Here is a 20,482-nt window from a genome sequence, read left to right as displayed (position 1 = left end):
GACGTTCCCGCGACGGCCGCGTTCACCTCGCCGTCACCTCCGCGGGTGATCCTCGAGGGCATGTCGATGGCAGAGCCGTTCCTCCCGTCCTCCCGACCCGCCCGCGACGCCGAGCAGGCCGAGCGCGATCTCGACGTCGAGGCCGCCCCCGAGACCGCCGAGCCCGAGGTCGAGCTCCCGCCCGCCGGGCCGTTCCGGACGCCCGCTCCCGGCGACCGGCTGAGCGCGGACGAGCTCGCGGCCGAGATCGGCGACGGCGAGCCCGCCGACTGCGACTGAGTCAGGAGCGCGTGCCGACCGCCACCGCGACGGCGAGAGCGGCCGCGACGGCACGGATGCTGTTCCACGCCGTCCAGGTGCGGGCGTACGAGGTCCAGGAGCCGGGTTCGCGCTCGAGTCGCCGATTCAGCGGCACGTTCACCGTCACCGTGATCGCGGTGCTCGCGAGGGACGCGGCGGCGACCGCTCCGTCGGCGGGGTCGGAGCGGACGAGCGCCGAGACTCCGAGCGCTGCCGCGGCGACGGCCGCCCCGCCGAAGAGCATCAGGAACGGACCGCGCTCGGCGACCCGGTTGATCCCGACCATGAGGGCGGCGGCCTCGCGCGGGCCCTGGCGGCGCAGCGCGGGGATCACCATCGTGCTGAAGGCGGTGTAGACGCCGGCGAGCAGTCCTGCTCCGACGACGGCGGTGGTGGCGAGGGCGTGAGCGGTTGCGGTCATGTCCCCATCCCATCGCGGCGGTCATGGACGGAGAAGGGGCGCGACACTCGCATCCCTCGGTGATCGTCTACGGTGAGGCCGTGGATCCGCTCGATCACCTCCTCGCCGGCCCTCGCGCGTCTCGGGCGTTCGCCCTGCTCGTGCAGATGGGATCGCCGTGGGCGCTCGACGTCCGCGACGGTTCGGCCCTGACCGTGATCGCCGTGACGGCGGGAGCGGCGCGGATCGACGGCCGACTGCTCGAGGCCGGTGACGTCGCCCTCGTGATCGGGCCCGAGCCGTACATCGTCAGCGACGCGGACGGCAGCGCTCCCACCGTCGTCATCGAGCCCGGCCAGCTCTGCCGCAGCCTCGACGGCCGCGACCTCACCGACGAGCTGCGGCGCGGGATCCGCCGCTGGGGCAATCGGGTCGACGGCGGGACGACGGTGCTGGTGGGTGCGTACGACCGGGCGGACGATCTCGGCGGACTCGTCCTGCGAGCACTGCCGCGACTGGTCGTGGTGCCCTGCGCCGACGACGCGGTCGTCCCTCTGCTCGCCCGCGAGCTGCAAGGCAGCGGAGCCGCGGCCGGGGTCGTCGTCGACCGGCTGCTCGACGTCCTGGTGGTCTCGACGGTCCGCCGCTGGGCGGCGGAGGCCGACGTCGACGCCTGGCTCTCGTGCCGCGATCCGGTCGTCGCCGCCGCACTCGAGCTCCTGCACGCGGAACCTGCGGCACCGTGGACGGTCGCCGAGCTGGCCCGGCGCGTGAGCGTCTCGCGCGCGTCCCTCGCCGCCCGCTTCCGCACTGCGGCGGGGACGCCTCCGATGACCTACCTCACGCGCTGGCGGTTGACGCTCGCGGGGGATCTGCTGCTGGATCCGACCACGACGGTGGCGGAGGTGGCGCGGGCCGTCGGCTACGAGGATCCGTTCGCCTTCAGCTCGGCGTTCCGGCGCCGCACGGGAGCGACACCCACCGAGTACCGCAGGCGCACGCCCCGGCTCGTGTGAGGAACGGCGGGCGCGTCAGCCGTCGATCCGCTCGGCCAGGGCGACGATGATCCCCTCGGGACCCCGGACGTAGGCCATCCGCCAGACGCCCTCGTGCTCGCCGACACCGCCGACGAGCCCGAAGCCGTCGGCGGCGAGACGCGAGAGCACCGCCGCCAGGTCCTCGACCACGAACGCGAGGCTCCGGAGCCCGGGCTCGGTCGCCCCGACCGGCGGAGGCACAGGAGGCGACGGGGGCCGGACGAAGCGCGAGAGCTCGACGGCCGTCCCGCCTCCCGGAGGCCGGAGCATCACGATCTCGGTTCGCGCGCCGGTCAGGCCGATGACCGTGTCGAGGAACTCGCCCTCGACGGGGGTGCTGCCCTCGATCTCGAGGCCGAGCCCGACGAAGAACGCCGTCGCCGCCTCGAGATCGACGACCGTCACTCCGATGTGGTCGAACCCCGTGATTCCCGCCATGAGCGCCTCCTCGCTTCGGATCCAGTCAGGCACCGCCGCGGGGCCGTGTCAACGCACGGGGTCCCGCACTCCTGCGGCGGCACGGCTCGCCGGAGCGAGCCCTCCTCCGGCGGCGTCCGATCGTGCTTGTCCGCGGCGCTCGACCGCGGCTACGGTCGTCGCACACCGCCGACGACGAGGACTGCGAGGCGCCCCTTGGGACAGCTCATCTACTCCATGATCACCTCGCTCGACGGCTACGCCATCGACGCCGAGGGCGGCTCCGACTTCCTCGACGTCGGGAAGGAGGCGCACGACTTCTTCGCCGAGCAGCTCCGCTCCGTCGGCACCTTCCTCTACGGCCGCCGCATGTACGAGACGATGCTGTTCTGGGAGACGGCGCACCTGGATCCGGACCACCCGGAGTTCGTCGTCGACTTCGCCCGTGCCTGGCAGGCGGCCGACAAGGTCGTCTACTCGACGACGCTGCAGGAGGTGTCGAGCGAGCGGACACGGATCGAGCGCTCCTTCGATCCCGCCGCGGTCCGCGCGCTCAAGGACGCGTCGACGCGCGACCTCACCGTCGACGGCCCCGAGCTCGCCTCGCACGCCGTGTGCGCCGGGCTGGTCGACGAGTACCAGCCGATCCTCGGTCCTGTGGCGGTCGGCGGAGGCACGCCGTTCTTCCCGCCGGGGAGACGGCTGGACCTGCGGCTGCTCGACCAGCACCGCTTCTCCTCCGGTGGCCTGTGGCTGCGCTACGCCGCGGCACCGCCCCCGTCCTGACCCCGCGCCGCTCGGGCGGCCGACGAGCCCCGGTCTCCTGCTCGCTGGGCAGGCTCACACGCGTCCGGCGTGCGCCGTCGCGCGCCGCCGCCCCCGCGCGACGAGCCAGAACAGGTACGCCCCGCCGACCGCTCCGGTCACCAGGCCGACCGGCAGCTGGAGCGGAGCGAGCACCCGCTGCGCCAGCACGTCCGACGCCAGCAGGAGGGTCGCCCCGATCGCCGCCGACGCGGTCAGCGGGATCCCCGCCGAGCCCGTCGCGCGGCGGGCGAGCTGCGGCGCCGCGAGCGCGACGAAGCCGATCGGACCGCTGACCGCGGTCGCCGTCCCGGTCAGCCCCGCGGCGAGCAGGAGCAGCACCAGCCGGGTCCGCCGCACCGGCACCCCGAGCCCCGTCGCCAGCTCGTCGCCCAGCTCGAGCAGCCGCAGCCGCTCGCGCTGCGTCGCGAGCAGCAGTGCGAGCACTCCGCCGGCGACCGCGAGCAGCGCTGTGTCTCCCCAGTCGGTCGCCGAGAGCGACCCGAAGAGCCAGATCGTCGCCGAGCGCGCCACCTCGGTCGGCGCGCGGGTGAGGAGGAACTCGTTCGCCGCCGAGAGCAGGGCCGCGAGGGCGATCCCCGCCAGGATCGTCCGCTCGCTCGCCAGGCCCGCTCCGCGGGTGAGGAAGAGGACGACGAGCACCGCGCCGACCCCGCCGGCCCACGCGCCGAGGGCCGGGTCGGCGGGCGGGGTCAGCAGCACCAGGCAGACCAGGGCGCCCGAGGCGGAGCCGGCGCTGAAGCCCACGATGTCGGGACTGCCGAGCGGGTTCCGCGAGAGCGTCTGGAAGACGGCGCCCGCGACTCCGAGGGCTGCTCCGACGAGGAGTCCGGCGAGGACGCGGGGGAGGCGCAGGTCGACGACGATCAGGCTGGTCCGCGCCGACGCCGTGCCGAGGACGGCGTCGCGCACGTCGGCGAGCGTCGTCTCGTAGGAGCCTCCGACGATCCCCGCGACGGCCGCCGCGAGCGCCAGCACCGCGGTGACGGCGAGCACACGGCTGCGGCGCGCCGACCGGCGCTCGGCGAGCGTCATCGCGCGTTCCTCCGAGTCGCCAGGTGGAACAGGAGCGGCGCTCCCAGCAGGGCAGTCACGATGCCGACCTCCACCTCGCCCGGAGCGGCGATCAGCCGGCCGAGCACGTCGCCGACGACGACCAGGACGGCCCCGCCGAGGACCGCCAGCGGGAGTCCCGAGCGCAGATCCGGCCCGGCGAGGCGCAGCACGAGGTGCGCGACGAGGAGCCCCACGAAGGCGAGCGGTCCGGCGGCGGCGGTCGCCGCTCCGCAGAGCAGGGTGATCGCGGCGCCCGCGCCGAGGATCACGGCGCCGGGGCGCACCCCGAGGGAGCGCGCGACGTCGTGCCCGAGCGCCAGCTGGTTCAACCCCGGCGCGACGAGCGCGGCGACGACGAGCCCGAGCGCGACGAACGGAGCGAGCTGCGCCGCGGTGCCGAGCTCGCGCCGCTCGAGGGAGCCCACGACCCAGAACCGGTACGACTCGAACGTCTCGGTGTCGAGCAGCGTGACGATGCCTACCAGCGCGCTCAGGCACGCGCCCAGCGCGACTCCGGCGAGCACGGTGCCGATCGGGTCGCGGCCGTCGCCGCCGCCGACGAGGTGCACGAGCACCGCGGCGACCGCCGCACCGCCGAAGGCGAACCAGACGTAGTCGCCCGCGCTCGAGACGCCGAGGAACCCGATGGCGACGACGACCGCCGCGGAGGCGCCCGCGTTCACTCCGAGCAGCCCCGGGTCGGCGAGGCGGTTGCGCGTCACCGCCTGCATCAGCAGCCCGGCCGCTCCGAGTGCGGCGCCGACGAGCAGGCCGGTGGCGGTGCGGGGGATCCGCAGCTCCCGCACGATCAACGCGTCGGCGGTGGCGCCGCCGTGCAGCAGCGCGTCCAGCGCGGCCCCGACCGGGACGGGTCGGGAGCCGACCGCGAGACTCGCCGTGCAGGCGAGCAGGAGCAGCACGGCGAGCAGCAGTCCCGCGCCGAGCGTCCGCCCGAGCGGTCGCCGAGGGGCGAGGGGACCCGCGGCGGGCTCCGGAGGCGCGGAAGGCGCAGGGGTGCGGTCGATCATTCAGGCAAGGCTATCCTTACCGGCGTGAACTCCTCGACCCGCACCGTCCCCGTCCGTCCGTCCCGCCTCCTCGCCGTGCCGGCGCTCGCCGGAGCAGCCCTGCTCGCCCTGGCCGGCTGCTCGGGCTCCGCCTCGACCGCCGAGCTGCCCGACGCCGAGGCCGCCGCCGTCGGCGACTGGACCGTCTCGCGCACGATGGGCGAGGGCATGGGCGCCCCGGAGGAGGACGGCGTGTTCCCGCGCACCGTGGCGCACTACGCCGGGTCGACCGAGCTCGCCGCGGCTCCGGAGCGGGTCGCCGTCGTCTCGACCGGCCAGCTCGACGCGCTGCTCGCGCTCGACGTCGTGCCCGCCGCCGCCACCCGCGCCGAGAACAGCGGCCTCGTGCCCGAGTACCTCGCCGACCGCGTCGGCTCCGGCGCCGGGATCGCCGACATCGGCGAGCGCACCGAGCCCGACGTCGAGGCGATCGCCCAGGCCGATCCCGACCTCATCCTGATCAACTCCGTCCGCGGAGCCGAGCTCTACGACCAGCTCAGCGCGATCGCCCCCACCGTGGTGACGCTCGGCAACGGCGTGAACTGGAAGAGCGACCTCCTCCTGCTCGCCGACGCGCTGGGCCGCGAGGGCGACGCGCAGGAGATGCTCGACGCGCTGCACGAGGACGCCGACGCGTTCGCCGCGACGCTGCCCGATCCGGCGCCGACGGTCTCGTTCCTCCAGTCCACCGGCGACCGCACCCGCATCCAGGGCGTTCCGTCCTTCGTCGGCGGTCTCGCCGAGGATCTCGGCCTCGACCGGCCCGAGTCCCAGCGCTTCGACGACACCGCCCAGGAGATCAGCGCGGAGCAGCTCGAGCTCGCCGACGCCGACTTCGTGTTCTACGCCGGGCTCGGCGACGGCCTCGCGCTGATCGAGGACGCGGCGCTCTGGCCCACGCTGACGGCGGTCGAGGGAGGCACGGCCGTCGAGGTCCCGATGGAGCCGTTCTTCCTGAACGCCGGACCCCTCGCCGCGCGCCTCGTCGTCGACTCCGTCACCTCGACGATCGGCTGACACCGCACCGCTCTCCCTCGGCGGGCTCCGGTAGGCTGGAGCGCTTCGCAGTCGAGAGTGGAGCGGTCGCGGAGGAACCATGGGCAAGAAGCGCAATCAGGGACGATCCGGCGGCGGCCGTTCGGGTGGTCAGGGCGGATCCGGCGGCGGGCGCACCGCCGAGACGGCGATGATGGTGCGGTTCCGCAGCTGGTACCGCGCGCACCTCGCCGAGGTCGGCGTCCTGCACGAGCACCTCGACGTCGACGAGGCCGTCGAGGTCCTCACCGACCTCTTCGCCATGACGCGCGACCTGCGCCCCCGCGGCTCCTTCGCCCAGCCCGACGCCGAGCTCCTCGAGGCGGTCTTCGACCAGATCGAGACCGACCTGTCGGGGGAGGAGAGCGAGGCCGATCTCGACGACACGCTCTTCACCGTCGCCGAGGTCATCGAGCACTTCCTCGACTTCCTGACCGACGAGGACCTCTGGACGGGCACCGACGAGGAGCTCGACGACTGCCAGGCGGTCCTCGACGAGGTCCTCGACCTCGCCGGCTCGTTCGTCGAGGCCGTCCTCGAGGATCTGACCGCCGTCGAGGACGTCCCCGCCCCCGAGCAGCTCTCGGCCGTGCGGGCCACCGCTCTCGTGCACGCGGCGGACGTCGTGGTCGAGCACCTCGCCGGCGCCGACGACGCGTCCCTCTCCGAGCGCGCGGCGCGCGAGATCGCGGTCGAGGCCGGCATCCCCTCCGCCGGGTCGACGCCGAGCGACGACGCCGTGCGGATCCCTGTCTCGGCCTGGTGGGACGCGCTCGTCGCCTCCTCCGTCCTCGAGACCGAGGGGTCCGTCGCGGTCCTCGGCGAGGCGGCTCCGCTCTGGCGCAGCTCCGACGCCCTCGAAGCCGCCGCCGAGCGCGTCGCGTACGTGGCCCGCTTCCTCGAGCAGTGGATCGTGAGCGCGCAGGCCGCGCTCGCCTCCTCCGACACCGAGAACGGGGCGTTCTCGCCGCGCGAGCGCGCCGTCACCACGACCGACGCGGTGCTCCTGCGCATCGCCGTCGCCTGCCAGTCGCAGATCCACCCCGGTCTCGTCGTCGGCGAGCTCGTCGACGAGCTCGCGGCCGACTCCGACGTCGCCCTCGAGGAGGCGCTCGACGAGCGCGAGCGCATGGTGGGCGCGGCCGAGCGGATGCTCGACGACGCCGCCGAGCTCGGACTGCTCCTGCACTCGCCCGAGTTCGGCTACGTGGTGCCCGAGGGTCTGCAGCCGGTGCTCGCCTCGGTCGTCCGCGCGAGCATCGTGCTGCTCGGCGAGCGCGACGCGTCGCGCCTCGAGATCCTCGACGAGGCGACGCAGGACACCGCCTCGGCCTACACCCTGAAGGTGGCGCTGCTGGGCACCAAGCCCGTGGTCTGGCGCCGCCTCGAACTGTCGTCGGAGTCGTCGCTGCGCGATCTGCATCTCGCGCTCCAGCTCTCGCTGGGCTGGACCGACGCGCAGCCGCACTACTTCAGCGTCGGCGTGCCCGACGAGGACGGCACCCGCATCGGCTCGCCCGCCGACGCCGAGGAGCTCGGGGCCGATCTGGTCGACGAGGCCTCCGTCGCGCTGGCCGAGGTGCTCGAGAACGTCCAGGACGAGCTGTTCTACGTCTACGACCTCGAGGACGAGTGGCGCCACGTCATCCGGCTCGAGGCGGTGTCGCCGCTCGGGGCGGCGCTGCCGCGCTGCACCGGGGCGCGCGGCGCGGCTCCGATCGACGCGCCCGGCGGCCCGGCGGCCTGGGCCGACACGGTCCGCGCCGCCACCGACCCGTCCTCGGCGGACTACGCCGAGGCGCTCGAGGCGCTCGGCCTCGCGGAGGGCGCCTCGTTCGACCCGGCCTCGGTCGACGTCGACGGCATCAACCGCTCGCTCGGGCTGCTCCGCTCGGGAGTCTGAGCCCGGGTTCCCTGCATCGGCCGGGAGTGCCCGTCAGCCGCGACGACCGCTGACGGGTGCTCCAGGCCGAGGTTCTGCGCGTCGCCGACCGGTCACGGCGTGAGCAGCAGCTTGCCGATGTGGCCCGACGCGCGCATCCGCTCGTGCGCCCGCTCGGCCTCGGCCAGGGGCACGACCTCGTCGATCACCGGGCGGATGCCGCCGTCGGCGACCAGGGGCCAGAGCTTCTCGCGCACCTGCGCGATGATCGCCCGCCGCTCCTCGAGCGGCCTCGCCCGCAGTGTGGTCGCGTGCACCGCGCCGCGCTTGCGCATCAGCAGCCCGATGTCGAGCGCGCCCTCCGTCCCGGACTGGTTGCCGATGAACACGATGCGCCCGCCCGTCGCCAGAGCCTCCACGTCGCGCGCGAGGTAGTCGCCGCCGATCGGATCCAGGACCACGTCGACCCCGCGGCCGTCGGTCTCCTCGCGGATCCGGGCGACGAAGTCCTCCTCGCGGTAGTCGATCAGGATGTCCGCTCCCAGCGCGCGGCACGCGTCGAGCTTGCGCGGGCTCCCGGCCGTCACCGCGACCCGCGCGCCGACCGCGAGCGCGATCTGGATCGCCGCGGTGCCGATGCCGCTCCCTCCGCCGTGGATCAGGACCGTCTCTCCCGCCCGCAGGCCCGCCACCATCACGAGGTTCGACCACACCGTCGCCATCGCCTCGGGCAGCGCCGCCGCCGAGACGAGCCCGACCGAGGCGGGGACCGGCAGCAGCAGTCCCGCGTCGACCGCCACGTACTCGGCGTAGCCCCCGCCCGACAGCAGCGCGCAGACCTCGTCGCCCACCGTGACGCCCGAGACGCCGGGCCCCACCTCGACGACCGAACCCGACACCTCCATCCCGAGGATCTCGGAGGCACCGGGCGGCGGCGGGTACACCCCGGCCCGCTGGCCGAGATCGGCGCGGTTCACTCCGGCGGCCGCCACGTGCAGCAGCACCTCGCCCTCGCGGGGAGTCGGGGTCGGCACCTCCTCGAGCACGAGACGGGAGTCGGGTCCTGGTGCGACGACGCGGAGGGCATGCATGGCGCGATGCTACGCCTGCACCCCGCGAGCGGTCAGGGGTGCTCCGCGAGGAACGCGAGCACCGCCTCCTTGAACGCGCGGGCGGGCACCGTGCTCGTGTGATCGCGGCCGGGCACCTCGACGAAGCGGGCGCCGGCCGCGGCGGCGAGCCGGGCGCCGTCGGGGGCGATCGGATCGGCTCCGCCCGTCACGAGGAGCAGCGGGGCCGCCGGGTGCTCGCCTGCCACGGGGTGCGCGCCGCCGCGCACGCCGTCGGCCACGGCGACGAGCGCCGCGAGGTCGTTGCCGGCGACGCCCTCGGCCATGCCGATGAACGCGCGGGTGAAGCGGTCGTCGATCTCCCCTCCGCTCGCCACGCGCGCCCGGGCCGCCCCGGCGTCGAAGCGGGTGAGCGGCTCGCCGACGGTGAGCCCGCCGAGACTGAGCGTCGCGACGAGCCCGGGGTGCCGGAGGCCCAGGACCCAGCTCATCCGCGACCCCAGCGAGTAGCCGAGCACGTGGGGTGCGACCAGGTCGTACGACTCGATCACCCGGACGAGGTCCTCGACCATGACGTCGACCCCGTACGCGCCGGTGCGGTGCGGCTTCTCGCTCGCGCCGTGCCCGCGCTGGTCGAGCGCGACGACCCGGTACCCGGCACGGACGAGCGTGCGGAGCCAGCCCGCCGTCTCCCAGTTGAGGACGGCGTTCGACGCGAAGCCGTGCACAGCGAGAACGGTCGGCGCGCCCTCGTCGCCGATGGAGTAGGTGGCCAGTCGGGTGCCGTCGTCCGCGACGACGAAGACGGGGGAGGGGAACGCGATCGGGGTCACCGCTCCACCCTGCCGCATCCGCTGCCGAGCTCAGCGCAGCGGGCGGGAGGAGCGGACGAACGGCACCGCGATCGGCAGGCGCACCGCCTTGCCGCGTCCGGAGCGGATCCCGAGCACGATGCACAGCACGAGGTTGAGCACCGCGAGCGCGAGGATCGCCGTGATCGTGACGACCGGCCAGTCGGCGCTGAGGGTGTCGCGCACCGAGACCAGCGCCAGGTGGAGGGGCACCAGCATCAGCTGCAGGGCGAGGTAGGTGAGCTGCCAGTTCACGGCGACGACGCCGTTGCGGTCGCTGAGGCCGCCGATCCGCCGCTTCGCCCCCCAGGTCATCACCGTCGCGGTGAGCGAGATCAGCGGAGAGAGGAGCACGAAGCCGGCGATCGCGCTCAGCCCGGCGAACCAGACGGCGCGGGCACCGCGGTTGTCGCGGGTCCGGTGCCGGATCTCGTCGTCGGTCATCGGTCACCGCCTCCTTGCGCGCCCGGCGGAGCGCCGGTCGTCCCAGTCTCGCACCCGCCCCCTCCCGCGAGCGGGGGCTTCCCCCCGTCGGCGGGGGGTTCACCGGATGGGGCGGCGCGAGCCGCCTCCGTAGCGTGGAGGCATCGCCGGAGACACCGGCCCACCCACGACGACCAGGAGCATCAGCCATGTCCAGCGACGAGACCACCCCCCTCAGCAGCACCGCCTCCGAGCAGCCGACCGAGGACCTCGGGATGCGCGCCACCGCGGTGCTCCCGGACCCGGTGGTCGAGGAGCGCGACACGCTCCGCATCGAAGGGTCGTCGCAGCGCGACGAGCAGGTGCGCCCCGAGCAGGTGCGTGCCGAGCAGGTGCGTGCCGAGGACGCGCGCGCGTCCTACCCCGCGCCGTACGGGACCCCGAGCGTCCCGCCGCACACCGTCGCCGCCGCTCCGTCGACGCCGTTCTCACTCACCAGCCTGATCCTCGGCGTCACCTCGGTCTTCTTCGGCCTGACGGTGATCGCCCCCGTCGCCGGCCTCGTCTTCGGCCTCCTGGGGCTCCGTCGCGAGCCCACCGGGCGCACGCTGGCCATCTGGGGGATCGTCCTCAACGCGGTGATGATCGGGCTCGTCGGCCTGTTCGTCGCGTTCCTGATCTTCGCCGGGCTGCTGCTGCCGCTCGTCGCGGTCGCGACCGGCGACTACCGCTGACCCGGCGGCGCCGACCGGTCGTCTGACGGGTCCCTGACCGGTCCCGAAGCCCGGTTCGCGTCCACTCGCCGCGCGACTCCGCCGCGAGTGGACCCGAGCCGGGCCTCGGCGTGTCCGCGGGGCCCGTTCCGCGCCGACTCGCGGCGCCCGGCGTCGGCCGCGGGGCTACGCCTGCGGGGGCATCGGATGCGGCGGGTCGTTCTCGAAGACGGTCCCGTTCTCCGATCCCACGCTGGTCACGGTGTAGGGATCGAGGTTCAGAGTGTCCCCGGCGAAGAGCGTCGCCGCACCGTTGCGCCGGACTTGGTTGAGAGCGGTGAAGTAGTCGACGTGGAGGCAGAACCGCTCGGCGACCACGGTCCACACGTCGTCGGGGGCGACGAGGTAGGCGACCGGTCGGCCGGCGTCGTCGAGGACCGCGTCCCCGCTCGCGTGCTCGACCGGGCCCTGATCGACCGGGATCCGCATCCGACTGCTTCCGAGCGTGGCCACGATCGGAGTCGCGGGCGACCACGGCTCGTACAGCTCGATGGGGGAGCAGGCCGCGACAGTGGGAGCGGGCGAGGCCGATCCGTCCGCTTCGGTGGAGGCGCGGGGCGTGCCCGCCGCGGTCGGCGCTGACGCGGACGGTCCGGTGCTGGCGCCGGCTGCGGAGCCCGGCGAACCGGAGGGCGAACTCGACAACGTCTCGGGCGTGCAGCCTGCGAGGGCGATCGCCAGGACGAGTGCGGGAGCGACGAGTCGCGCGATCCGGCTGGTCATGAGGCGAGCGTACCCATCCGTCGTCCGGCGGCTCAGCGCTCGGCCGCGCGGTCGCGGTGCTCGCGGGCCGCGGCGACGAGGCCGCGGAAGAGGCGGTCGTCGGCGGAGTCCTCCTCCGGGTGCCACTGCACGCCGAGGGCGAAGCGCCGGGCCGGCAGCTCGACGGCCTCGATCGTGCCGTCGGCCGTCCGCGCGGTGACGACGAGCCCCTCCGCCACCCGGTCGACCGCCTGGTGGTGGTGCACCTTCGCGATGAGGGACCGGACGCCGAGCAGATGCTCCAGTCGGGACCGGGGAGCGATGGCGACGTCGACGTGCGAGAAGACGCCGCCGGCCGCCTGGTAGCGGGTGTCGCCGACGACCTCGGGCAGGTGCTGGTGCAGGGTGCCGCCGAGGGCGACGTTGAGCAGCTGCGCTCCGCGGCAGACCCCCAGCAGGGGCAGGTCGGCCTCGAGGGCGGCCGTCAGCAGGGCGTCCTCCCACGCGTCGCGGTCCGGGCGGGGGAGGTCGGTCTCGGGATGCGGCTCCTGATCGTAGAGGGCCGGATCGATGTCGAGACCGCCCGTGATCACCAGGGCGTCGAGGCGGTCGACGACGGCCCGGGCCACGTCGGGGGAGGCGGGCTGCGGCGGCAGGAGCAGCGCGACTCCGCCGGCCCGGGTGACGGAGTCGAGGTAGCTCGCGGGGAGGTACGGCGCCTCGAGGTCCCAGACGTCCGACACGATGCGCTCGCGGTAGGTGGTCAGGCCGATCATCGGGCCGGGCGCGGTCGTCTGCTGCATGGGATCCTCCGATCGCGGCTCCCGTCGCGGCCGTGCGGAAGCCCTGGCGACGATGAAACCACGGCGCGGCAGCGGAAGACGGACTCTTCCCGCGCTCTCCGCCGCCGCGGGCGGACCGCGCGGGCCCCTGCAGATCGTGCGCGCCGCCGCCGCCGCTCCGCTCCTGCAGCCCCGACCCGCCTCCGGCGTAGGCTGGCGGCGCAGACCGCGGACCCCCTGCACCCCCGGGGCCGCACGACGACAGCAACGGAGCTGACGTGACCCTCTCATCGAGCACCCTCCCCGAGAGCGACCAGGAAGGACCCGCCGTGACCCGCACCGAGAGCGACTCCCTCGGCTCGCTCGAGATCCCGGACGACGCCTACTGGGGCATCCACACCGCCCGGGCCCTCGAGAACTTCCCGATCTCGAAGCGCCCGATCTCGATCTACCCGGATCTGGTCAGGGCGCTGGCGACGGTCAAGCTCGCCGCGGCGCGCGCGAACACCGAGCTCGGCACCCTCCCCGCGCACAAGGCGGAGTTGATCGAGGCCGCGTGCCGCCGGATCATCGACGGCGAGTTCCACGACCAGTTCGTGGTCGGAGTGATCCAGGGCGGCGCCGGCACGTCCACCAACATGAACGCGAACGAGGTCGTCGCGAACGTGGCGCTCGAGATCGCCGGGCGCCCCAAGGGCGACTACGGCACCCTCCATCCGCTCGACGACGTCAACCGGAGCCAGTCGACCAACGACGTGTACCCGACGGCGATCAAGATGGCCATGACCTGGTCGCTGCGCCGACTGCTGGACGAGCTGGCGCTGCTCCGCGGGTCGTTCTCGCAGAAGGCGGTCGAGTTCGGCGGCGTGCTGAAGGTCGGGCGCACCCAGCTGCAGGACGCGGTGCCGATGACGCTCGGCCAGGAGTTCCACGGCTTCGCCACGACCCTCGGCGAGGACCACGCTCGGCTGTCCGAGACGATCTGGCTGCTCGCCGAGGTGAACATCGGAGCGACCGCCATCGGCACCGGCATCACCGCCGATCCCCGCTACGGCGCCGCGGCGGTGCGCCACCTGAACGACATCACCGACCTCGACCTCGAGATGGCGCAGGACCTCGTCGAGGCGACGAGCGACACCGGAGTCTTCATGTCGTTCTCGAGCGCGCTGAAGCGCTCGGCGATCAAGCTGTCGAAGATCTGCAACGACCTGCGCCTGCTCTCCTCCGGGCCTCAGGCGGGCTTCGGGGAGATCAACCTGCCGCCGCGGCAGGCCGGCTCGAGCATCATGCCCGGCAAGGTGAACCCCGTGATCCCCGAGGTGGTGAACCAGGTCGCGTACTCGGTCGCGGGAGCGGACGTCACGGTGACCATGGCGGCCGAGGCGGGGCAGCTGCAGCTCAACGCCTTCGAGCCGGTGATCGCGCACTCGCTCCTGCAGAGCATCACCTGGATGACCCAGGCCTGCCTCACCCTCCGCGTCAACTGCATCGACGGCATCACCGCGAACACTGCCCGGCTCGAGGCGATGGTGGCGTCGAGCGTCGGCGTCGTGACCGCGCTCACGCCGAGCATCGGCTACACGGCGTCGGCGGCGATCGCCAAGGCGGCCCTCGCGACCGGGCGCAACGTCGCCGATCTCGTCGTCGAGGCGGGGCTGATGTCGCGGGAGGAGGTGCTGCGGCTGATCTCGCCCGCGCGCCTCTCCGGCATCGAGGCGATGACGGCGGCCCTGCCGATCATCCCGCCCGCCGCGAACCAGTAGCTCGCGGCGAACCCGCGGCCGCGCGCCGCAGGTGCTCCCCGGCGTAGCTGCGCCAGGGGGCCCAGCGGCGTCCGGCCGCGGCGAGCACGAGGGGAGCACCGCCGAGCCCGATCGCGATCGCTCCGCGTCGCACGCCCCTGTCCCCGGTCTGCAGGACGTCGGGGTCGCCGGTCACGCGCATCGCCACGGCCACCGCGGTCCGGGCCGAGACGCCCGGGACCGCGAGCAGTCGCTCCGACAGCTCCTCGCGGCTCGCGCCGGCGTCGAGCCCCAGAGAACCGTCGGCGAGCAGGGCGCAGACCCGGCGGACGGTCTCGGCCGACCGACCCAGCACCGCGTCTCCGTCGGCCGCGATCACGGCGGGGGAGGGGAAGGTGCGCGAGACGCCCGCGCCGGCGAGGGCCGGGGGCAGCGGATCGCCGAGCAGCGCGACCAGCCGGGCCAGTACGGCGGGGCGCCCGTCGAGCAGGGCCCGCACGAGGGTCTCGGCGGGGTCGACGGAGCCGGGCAGTCGGATTCCCGGGGTCGCCGCGACGAGCGGGGCGAGCACCGGATCCGCGCAGAGCGCCTCGTCGATCGCCCGCGCGTCGGCGTCGAGGTCGAGCAGTCGGCGCACCCGCGAGACGAGCGGCGCGATGTCGGCGACGGAGGCGAGGGCCGTCGTGCAGCGCACCGCGGCTCCGTCGACCTCGAGGCGGACGACGGCCGGCCCGCCCGGCAGCAGGAGCGAGCGCGTGTGACGGCCGCGGCCCCCCTCTTCCAGCCCCGGGATCGCCGACGCCGCGAGCGCGTCGAGGACGCCGGAGTCGAACGGCGCGCGCACGGGCAGCCGCAGCTCGAGCGTCGTCGCGCCGGGCTGCACGGCGACCCCGGTGCGGCCGCCGCGGGCCGAGGCTCGCAGCTCGCTCGGCGTCCGCTCGTACACCTCGGCGATCGTCGCGTTGAACTGGCGGATGCTCGCGAAGCCGGCCGCGAAGGCCACCTCCGACACGGGAAGCTCCGTCCCGGTGAGCAGCAGGCGCGCGGTCTGCGCGCGCTGGGCGCGGGCGAGGGCGAGCGGTGGCGCGCCCAGCTCCTCGCGCAGGATCCGGCCGAGGTGGCGCGCTCCGTAGCCGAGTCGCGACGCCAGGCCCTCGACACCCTCCCGGTCGACGACGCCGTCGGCGATGAGGCGCATGGCGCGGGCGGCCGTGTCGTCGCGCAGGTTCCACTCCGGCGACCCGGGCACGGCGTCGGGCAGGCAGCGCTTGCAGGCGCGCAGCCCGGCCTCGTGCGCCGCGGCGGCCGTGGGGTAGAAGCGCACGTTCGCGGCGCGGGGCGTCGTGGCGGGGCAGCTCGGCCGGCAGTAGATGCCGGTCGAGTGCACGCCGGTGATGAAGCGGCCGTCGAAGCGGGCGTCGCGGGAGGCGACGGCGCGGTAGCGCTCCTCGAAGAGCGGATCGGAGACGGGCACGACTCGAGCCTGTCACGCCGACGGCTTCCGCGGTCGCGGGAATCGGACACGGCTGGCCCGTGCCGTCCTGTCAACCGCCGGAGGCGCTCGCCGCCCGTGCCCTACTGTCGGTCCCCATGAGCGCCTATCCGCCGCCGGCTCCCGCCCGCCCCTCGATCGTCCCGACCGTGCTCGGCGCCCTCGGGGTCGCTCTGCTGGGGGTCCTGCTGCTGCTCGTGCTCGCCTACGTGGTGCTGGGGCTCGGAGTGAGCGCCGCGGCGGTCTGCGCGGTCGTCGCGCTCGTGCCGCTGCTCGTCGTGCTCTCGGGAGTGCGCTGGGTCGACCGCTGGGAGCCGGAGGCCCCGCTGGGGCTGTGGTTCGCGTTCCTGTGGGGCGCGGCGGGATCGGTCGCGATCTCGCTGCTGGTCGACCTGGGCGTGCAGATCGCGGTCTACGCCTCGGGGGAGCAGCCGAGCGGATCCGACTTCGTCGGCGCTGTGATCCAGGCGCCGCTCGTCGAGGAGAGCGCCAAGGGCCTCGGCGTGCTGCTGATCCTGCTGATCTGGCGCCGCACCTTCGACGGACCCGTCGACGGCATCGTCTACGCGGCGGTCGTGGCCTCGGGCTTCGCCTTCGTCGAGAACATCCTCTACTTCGGCAGCGCCCTCGTGGAGGGCGGGCTCGGCTCGCTCGCGGTCACGTTCTTCCTCCGCGGGGTGCTCTCGCCGTTCGCCCACGTGCTCTTCACCTCGTGCACCGGAGCGGCGCTGGGCTTCGCCGTGTCGCGGCGCGCGGGTGCGGCCGTGCCGATCGCGCTGCTCGGCCTCGCCGCGGCCGTGTTCCTGCACGCGCTCTGGAACGGCTCGTCGTTCCTGGTCGCCGACTGGTTCGGCTTCTACGGAGTGGTGCAGGTGCCGCTGTTCGTCGTCGCGGTCGTGGTGGTCGTGCTGCTGCGGCGGCAGGAGCGCCGGGTCACCCTCGAGCGCCTCGGCGACTACGCAGCGGCCGGCTGGCTCTCGCCCGCCGAGGTCCGCATGATCGGCACGGCGGAGGGGCGCCGGACGGCGATGCGCTGGGCGCGGACCGCGGGCGGCGACCGGCCGCGGGCGATGAGCGCGTTCCTCCGCTCGGCCACCCGCCTGGCCCACCTGCGTCAGCAGCAGGTGGCGGGGCGCGGCGGTCGCACCGGCGCGGTCGACGAGCGCGTGCTGCTCGAGGAGCTCGTCGTGCGGCGGACGGCGCTCACCGGCCGCTAGGCGCACACCGACCGCCAGGCGCTCACCACGCCCTAGGCGCTCGCGGGCCGCACCGCGATCCGGCGCCGTCGCAGATCCAGCAGGGCGACCACTCCGGCCGCCACGCACAGCAGGGCGACCACGGGGGCGACGAGATCCAGAGCGAGCTCGAGTCCCAGCGACGTCGCCAGCGCTCCGGCGGCGACCGCCGTGACGGCCTGGCCGAGGTAGCTGACGAGGTACACCGCCGAGATCATCGAGCCGCGGTGCTCGGCCGGCGCCGCCCGGCCGACGAGCGAGAGCCCGCCCGAGAAGCTCAGGGAGTAGCCGACTCCGCTGACGACGCTGAAGGCGAGGAAGAGGGCGAAGGAGCCGCTGGACGCGGCCCACTCCATCAGTGCGAGCCCGGCGATCGCCGAGCCGGCGCCGGTGACGATCAGCGTGTGCGCCGGGACGCGCTGGATCGCGAGGGCCGTCACTCCGATCACGACCGAGGACAGGGCGAGGGCCGAGCCGATCACGAGCAGGTCGGTCGCGCCGGTCAGCTCACGGGCCATCTGCGCGCCCAGCGAGAGCACGAGAGCCCCCGTGGCGTAGGCGACCGAGACGGCGAGCGTCGCGCCGACGTAGACCGTGCCCAGCCCCGGAGCGACGTGCGGGAGCCGCGGGCGCCAGCGGCCCGCGCCCTCGGGGCGGTCGTCGCGGCTGAGGGCGAGCATCACGATCGTGAGGAGTCCGACCGGGGCGAGCACCCAGTAGCTCAACTGCAGGGGCAGCGGCGCGTACTGCGCCAGCGCGCCCGAGACCAGGAGCGAGAGGGTGAGTCCCGTGGAGGTCGAGACGGTGGTCAGCGAGGACGGCAGCCGCGGGTTCGCCGAGACGTTGTTGTCGACGAGGGAGGCGCTCGCCGCGCTCAGGGCGAGGGCCGTGCCGACGCCCTGCAGCGCCCGGCCGACGTAGAGCAGTGCGACTCCGCCCGCCAGCGAGAAGACGATCGCCGAGACCGCGATCAGCGCGATCCCCAGCAGCATCGTGCGCCGGCGGCCGATGACGTCCGACAGGTCGCCGACGACCAGGAGGCTCAGGAGAAGCGCCGCGGGGTACGCCGCGAAGACCGAGGTGACGACGACCGACGACAGGCCCCACTCCTGCGCGTACGTCGGGTAGAGCACCGACGGGGCGCCGCTGGACCAGAGGCACAGCGCCAGCACCAGGGTGGACACCCAGAAGCTGCCGCGACGGCCGAAGCGGCTCATCGGAGCGCGCGATGTCGCGGGCGGCTCATGCGGCGGCCGCGCGCAGCACCCGGCGCTCGCCGGCGGTCACCGGCACGCCGAGCCGGTTCTGCGCCGGCGGCAGCGGGCAGTTGTAGTGCGGCGAGAAGCCGCAGGGCGGGATGTACGCGCGGTTGAAGTCGAGCAGGACCGGGCCGGGCGTGCCGGCGTCCGCCGCGCCGCCCAGGCGCTGCACCACGAGGAACCGGCCCACGGGGTAGCTCTGCAGGTCCGGGTCGTCCGAGCGGTTCGTCGGATCGCCGAACGGCACCAGCAGCGTGCCTCCGTCGTCGAACGCGGCGACGGTGTACTCGTGGGCGCGGCCGTCGTCGACCAGCGAGAAGGTGATGTCGCCGGGCACGACGAGCTCGCGGGTCGCCCCGTTGTCGCGCAGATGCTCGAACGGGATCGTCCGCTCCCCGTCGACCGGCTCGAACCAGGCCTCGAGCACCCAGGCGGCGTCGAAGGGGAAGGTCTCGATGGCGTCGAACGTGCGGACGCCCTCCGAGGCGGCGTCCCAGACGCGGTAGCCGTACTCCTCCTCGCCGGTCTCGAGGTTCGGGCGGCGCATCCGCGAGAGGGTCGCGGTGGGTCCGTACCCGGCGAGCGCCGTCTCGTCGTCGACGCTCTCGCCGGGCTCGAGCCAGCGGGTCTCGACCAGGGCGAGGTCGCCGCGGGGGCCGGTGACGCGCTCGGCGCGGCGCGCGAGCCACGACTCCCAGCCGGCTCGCGCCGACTCGGTGGTGTCGATCGAGGCGCGGGAGGGGGCGGTGGTGCTGCTGCTCGTCGAAGGCATGCAGCGTGCAACGCGGGAGGCGTCCGAACTGTTCCCGGCGAGGAGCGCGCAGATGAGACGCCTCTCATCCTCGTCTCACACCCGCCTTACGCCGCGTCACGAGGCTGTGAGCACGGGTCGAGGATCCGCCGCGGCCCCGGCCGCGACCGCCGCTGAGGGGAACGCCATGGTCATCCGCATCGCCCTGTACTCGCACGACTCCGTGGGGCTGGGACACGTCCGGCGCAACGTCGCTCTCGCGCACGCCCTGAACACCGCGCTGCCCGAGCTTCTCGGCGAGGAGGTGACCGGCCTCCTCGTGACGGGTCAGTCCTCGGCCACCGCGTTCGCCGCTCCGGACGGCTGGGACTGGCTCGCGCTGCCGGGCGTCACCACCGGCGAGCAGGGCTACCGCTCGCGGCACCTCGACGTCGAGCTGCGCACCCTGACGAGCCTGCGCGGAGGAGTGGTCCGGGCCGGACTCGCGGCCTTCGCCCCCGACATGGTGATCGTCGACCGGCACGCGTTCGGCGTGCACGGCGAGCTCGAGCCGGCGCTGCGGGCGGTCCGCGCGGCGAACCCCGCCGCCGTCGTGGTGCTCGGGCTGCGCGACGTGCTCGACCGCCGCTCGGCGACCACGGCCGAGTGGAAGGCCGTCGGGGGAGCGGCCGCCGTCCGCGAGCTCTACGACGCGGTCTGGGTCTACGGCGACCCGGGCGTCCACGACCTCGCGGCCACGGGGGAGATCCCGCCCGGGCTGCACGACCTCGTGGCCCACACCGGCTTCCTCGCGAACGGGCGCCTGGGCACCGGCCACTCCGTCGTCGACGAGCCCTTCGTGCTCACCACGGTCGGTGGAGGGTCGGACGGGCGCGCGATCGCCGAGGCGGCCGTCGCGGCCGAGGTGCCGACCGGCTACCGCCACGTCGTCGTGACCGGCCCGCAGATGCCCGCCGAGCACCGGCGCGCCATCCGCGCCGCCGCCGGCCCCGCGACCACCGTCGTCCGCTCGGTGCCGGATGCGCTCGCGCTGCTGCGCCGCGCCTCCGCCGTCGTCAGCATGGGCGGCTACAACACGGTCTGCGAGGTGATGAGCACCACCGTCCCCTCGCTCGTCGTGCCCCGCACGCACCGCCGCCAGGAGCAGCGGCTGCGCGCCGACGCGCTCGCCGCCCGCGGAGCCGTCGAAGTGCTCGACCCCGCCGACGTCACCGCCGAGCGGCTCGGCGCCTGGTTCGCCGCGAGTGTCGGCACCGAGGTGCACCGCACGGGGATCGACCTCGACGGCCTCGCCGCCGTCGGCCCGCTCGCCGCCCGCCTCGTCGCCGCGGCCCGCGGCACCGCTCAGGAGGAGGCCGACCGTGCCGTCTGACCCGTCCCCGT

21 protein-coding genes are annotated in these 20,482 nt (G+C 74.5%); 9 read left to right on the top strand and 12 right to left on the bottom strand.

Annotated features, from left to right (window positions below):
* Positions 1-279 (top strand): hypothetical protein (locus ASF46_RS10755; RefSeq protein ID WP_056867627.1); only part of this gene is annotated, 279 nt, incomplete at its 5' end.
* 1 nt (position 280) lies between these two features.
* On the opposite strand, the gene ASF46_RS10750 is transcribed toward ASF46_RS10755, so the two are convergent.
* The gene (locus ASF46_RS10750) at positions 281-721 is read right to left on the bottom strand and encodes an anthrone oxygenase family protein (protein ID WP_056867626.1); all 441 of its coding nucleotides are present in this window, start codon (positions 719-721) and stop codon (positions 281-283) included.
* An 80-nt stretch (positions 722-801) separates the two neighbouring features.
* Between ASF46_RS10750 and ASF46_RS10745 the strand changes: the two genes are divergently transcribed.
* Entirely contained in the window at positions 802-1,716 is a 915-nt protein-coding gene (locus ASF46_RS10745; protein ID WP_082485573.1) for a helix-turn-helix transcriptional regulator, read from the top strand.
* 15 nt (positions 1,717-1,731) lie between these two features.
* Here ASF46_RS10745 and ASF46_RS10740 read toward each other — a convergent pair whose 3' ends face one another.
* Positions 1,732-2,175, bottom strand: coding sequence for a VOC family protein (locus ASF46_RS10740; RefSeq protein WP_056867624.1), 444 nt, complete (start codon positions 2,173-2,175; stop codon positions 1,732-1,734).
* A gap of 195 nt (positions 2,176-2,370) precedes the next feature.
* On the opposite strand from ASF46_RS10740, the gene ASF46_RS10735 reads away from it, so the two are divergent.
* Positions 2,371-2,940, top strand: a complete 570-nt coding sequence (locus tag ASF46_RS10735; protein WP_056867623.1) for a dihydrofolate reductase family protein — start codon at positions 2,371-2,373, stop codon at positions 2,938-2,940.
* Positions 2,941-2,994: 54 nt separating this feature from the next.
* Here ASF46_RS10735 and ASF46_RS10730 read toward each other — a convergent pair whose 3' ends face one another.
* Together ASF46_RS10730 and ASF46_RS10725 are read right to left on the bottom strand one after the other, a co-directional pair.
* A complete protein-coding gene (locus ASF46_RS10730) occupies positions 2,995-4,014 on the bottom strand; it encodes a FecCD family ABC transporter permease (RefSeq protein WP_056867622.1) in 1,020 nt (339 codons plus the stop codon).
* On the bottom strand, positions 4,011-5,063 hold the full coding sequence (locus ASF46_RS10725) for a FecCD family ABC transporter permease (RefSeq protein ID WP_082485436.1): 1,053 nt from the start codon (positions 5,061-5,063) through the stop codon (positions 4,011-4,013). Before ASF46_RS10725 ends, ASF46_RS10730 begins: the two co-directional genes overlap by 4 nt.
* A gap of 24 nt (positions 5,064-5,087) precedes the next feature.
* Between ASF46_RS10725 and ASF46_RS10720 the strand changes: the two genes are divergently transcribed.
* Positions 5,088-6,119, top strand: a complete 1,032-nt coding sequence (locus tag ASF46_RS10720) for an iron-siderophore ABC transporter substrate-binding protein (protein WP_235576923.1) — start codon at positions 5,088-5,090, stop codon at positions 6,117-6,119.
* A 79-nt stretch (positions 6,120-6,198) separates the two neighbouring features.
* Complete coding sequence (locus tag ASF46_RS10715) at positions 6,199-8,040, top strand: plasmid pRiA4b ORF-3 family protein (protein WP_056867621.1); 1,842 nt, start codon at positions 6,199-6,201, stop codon at positions 8,038-8,040.
* Between the two features lie 92 nt (positions 8,041-8,132).
* On the opposite strand, the gene ASF46_RS10710 is transcribed toward ASF46_RS10715, so the two are convergent.
* The 3 genes from ASF46_RS10710 to ASF46_RS10700 are packed head-to-tail and all read right to left on the bottom strand — an operon-like array spanning position 8,133 to position 10,384.
* Positions 8,133-9,110, bottom strand: a complete 978-nt coding sequence (locus tag ASF46_RS10710) for an NAD(P)H-quinone oxidoreductase (RefSeq protein WP_056867620.1) — start codon at positions 9,108-9,110, stop codon at positions 8,133-8,135.
* Positions 9,111-9,142: 32 nt separating this feature from the next.
* The gene (locus ASF46_RS10705; RefSeq protein ID WP_056867619.1) at positions 9,143-9,922 is read right to left on the bottom strand and encodes an alpha/beta fold hydrolase; all 780 of its coding nucleotides are present in this window, start codon (positions 9,920-9,922) and stop codon (positions 9,143-9,145) included.
* A gap of 30 nt (positions 9,923-9,952) precedes the next feature.
* Complete coding sequence (locus ASF46_RS10700; protein WP_056867618.1) at positions 9,953-10,384, bottom strand: DUF4870 domain-containing protein; 432 nt, start codon at positions 10,382-10,384, stop codon at positions 9,953-9,955.
* A 188-nt stretch (positions 10,385-10,572) separates the two neighbouring features.
* On the opposite strand from ASF46_RS10700, the gene ASF46_RS10695 reads away from it, so the two are divergent.
* Positions 10,573-11,097, top strand: a complete 525-nt coding sequence (locus tag ASF46_RS10695) for a DUF4190 domain-containing protein (RefSeq protein WP_056867617.1) — start codon at positions 10,573-10,575, stop codon at positions 11,095-11,097.
* 165 nt (positions 11,098-11,262) lie between these two features.
* Here the strand turns inward: ASF46_RS10695 and ASF46_RS10690 are convergent, their stop codons facing one another.
* Together ASF46_RS10690 and ASF46_RS10685 are read right to left on the bottom strand one after the other, a co-directional pair.
* Complete coding sequence (locus ASF46_RS10690) at positions 11,263-11,859, bottom strand: hypothetical protein (RefSeq protein ID WP_056867616.1); 597 nt, start codon at positions 11,857-11,859, stop codon at positions 11,263-11,265.
* A 32-nt stretch (positions 11,860-11,891) separates the two neighbouring features.
* Positions 11,892-12,641 (bottom strand): gamma-glutamyl-gamma-aminobutyrate hydrolase family protein, encoded by a 750-nt coding sequence (locus tag ASF46_RS10685; protein WP_235576922.1) that lies wholly within the window; start codon positions 12,639-12,641, stop codon positions 11,892-11,894.
* A gap of 257 nt (positions 12,642-12,898) precedes the next feature.
* On the opposite strand from ASF46_RS10685, the gene ASF46_RS10680 reads away from it, so the two are divergent.
* A complete protein-coding gene (locus tag ASF46_RS10680) occupies positions 12,899-14,383 on the top strand; it encodes an aspartate ammonia-lyase (protein WP_056867615.1) in 1,485 nt (494 codons plus the stop codon).
* Here the strand turns inward: ASF46_RS10680 and ASF46_RS10675 are convergent.
* Entirely contained in the window at positions 14,358-15,836 is a 1,479-nt protein-coding gene (locus tag ASF46_RS10675; protein ID WP_056867614.1) for a DNA-3-methyladenine glycosylase 2 family protein, read from the bottom strand. The two genes, ASF46_RS10680 and ASF46_RS10675, sit on opposite strands and share 26 nt — an antisense overlap.
* A 116-nt stretch (positions 15,837-15,952) precedes the next feature.
* Between ASF46_RS10675 and ASF46_RS10670 the strand changes: the two genes are divergently transcribed.
* A complete protein-coding gene (locus ASF46_RS10670; RefSeq protein ID WP_056867613.1) occupies positions 15,953-17,071 on the top strand; it encodes a PrsW family intramembrane metalloprotease in 1,119 nt (372 codons plus the stop codon).
* A gap of 32 nt (positions 17,072-17,103) precedes the next feature.
* Here the strand turns inward: ASF46_RS10670 and ASF46_RS10665 are convergent, their stop codons facing one another.
* Both ASF46_RS10665 and ASF46_RS10660 read right to left on the bottom strand, forming a co-directional pair.
* The gene (locus ASF46_RS10665; RefSeq protein ID WP_056867612.1) at positions 17,104-18,306 is read right to left on the bottom strand and encodes an MFS transporter; all 1,203 of its coding nucleotides are present in this window, start codon (positions 18,304-18,306) and stop codon (positions 17,104-17,106) included.
* A gap of 25 nt (positions 18,307-18,331) precedes the next feature.
* A complete protein-coding gene (locus ASF46_RS10660) occupies positions 18,332-19,120 on the bottom strand; it encodes a DUF1684 domain-containing protein (RefSeq protein ID WP_056867611.1) in 789 nt (262 codons plus the stop codon).
* A gap of 166 nt (positions 19,121-19,286) precedes the next feature.
* On the opposite strand from ASF46_RS10660, the gene ASF46_RS10655 reads away from it, so the two are divergent.
* Positions 19,287-20,471, top strand: a complete 1,185-nt coding sequence (locus tag ASF46_RS10655) for a glycosyltransferase family protein (protein WP_056867610.1) — start codon at positions 19,287-19,289, stop codon at positions 20,469-20,471.
* The last annotated feature ends 11 nt before the right edge of the window (positions 20,472-20,482 follow it).

The sequence above is a fragment of the Rathayibacter sp. Leaf296 genome (assembly GCF_001423045.1).
Classification (GTDB): domain Bacteria; phylum Actinomycetota; class Actinomycetes; order Actinomycetales; family Microbacteriaceae; genus Rathayibacter; species Rathayibacter caricis.
This window is presented reverse-complemented; position numbering and strand designations above follow the sequence as displayed.

Coding starts and splice junctions, on each gene's coding strand:
- ASF46_RS10750 (WP_056867626.1), bottom strand. CDS start 721: ATGACCGCAACCGCTCACGCCCTCGCCACCACCGCCGTCGTCGGAGCA.
- ASF46_RS10740 (WP_056867624.1), bottom strand. CDS start 2,175: ATGGCGGGAATCACGGGGTTCGACCACATCGGAGTGACGGTCGTCGAT.
- ASF46_RS10730 (WP_056867622.1), bottom strand. CDS start 4,014: ATGACGCTCGCCGAGCGCCGGTCGGCGCGCCGCAGCCGTGTGCTCGCC.
- ASF46_RS10725 (WP_082485436.1), bottom strand. CDS start 5,063: ATGATCGACCGCACCCCTGCGCCTTCCGCGCCTCCGGAGCCCGCCGCG.
- ASF46_RS10715 (WP_056867621.1), top strand. CDS start 6,199: ATGGGCAAGAAGCGCAATCAGGGACGATCCGGCGGCGGCCGTTCGGGT.
- ASF46_RS10710 (WP_056867620.1), bottom strand. CDS start 9,110: ATGCATGCCCTCCGCGTCGTCGCACCAGGACCCGACTCCCGTCTCGTG.
- ASF46_RS10700 (WP_056867618.1), bottom strand. CDS start 10,384: ATGACCGACGACGAGATCCGGCACCGGACCCGCGACAACCGCGGTGCC.
- ASF46_RS10695 (WP_056867617.1), top strand. CDS start 10,573: ATGTCCAGCGACGAGACCACCCCCCTCAGCAGCACCGCCTCCGAGCAG.
- ASF46_RS10690 (WP_056867616.1), bottom strand. CDS start 11,859: ATGACCAGCCGGATCGCGCGACTCGTCGCTCCCGCACTCGTCCTGGCG.
- ASF46_RS10685 (WP_235576922.1), bottom strand. CDS start 12,641: ATGCAGCAGACGACCGCGCCCGGCCCGATGATCGGCCTGACCACCTAC.
- ASF46_RS10670 (WP_056867613.1), top strand. CDS start 15,953: ATGAGCGCCTATCCGCCGCCGGCTCCCGCCCGCCCCTCGATCGTCCCG.
- ASF46_RS10665 (WP_056867612.1), bottom strand. CDS start 18,306: ATGAGCCGCTTCGGCCGTCGCGGCAGCTTCTGGGTGTCCACCCTGGTG.
- ASF46_RS10660 (WP_056867611.1), bottom strand. CDS start 19,120: ATGCCTTCGACGAGCAGCAGCACCACCGCCCCCTCCCGCGCCTCGATC.
- ASF46_RS10655 (WP_056867610.1), top strand. CDS start 19,287: ATGGTCATCCGCATCGCCCTGTACTCGCACGACTCCGTGGGGCTGGGA.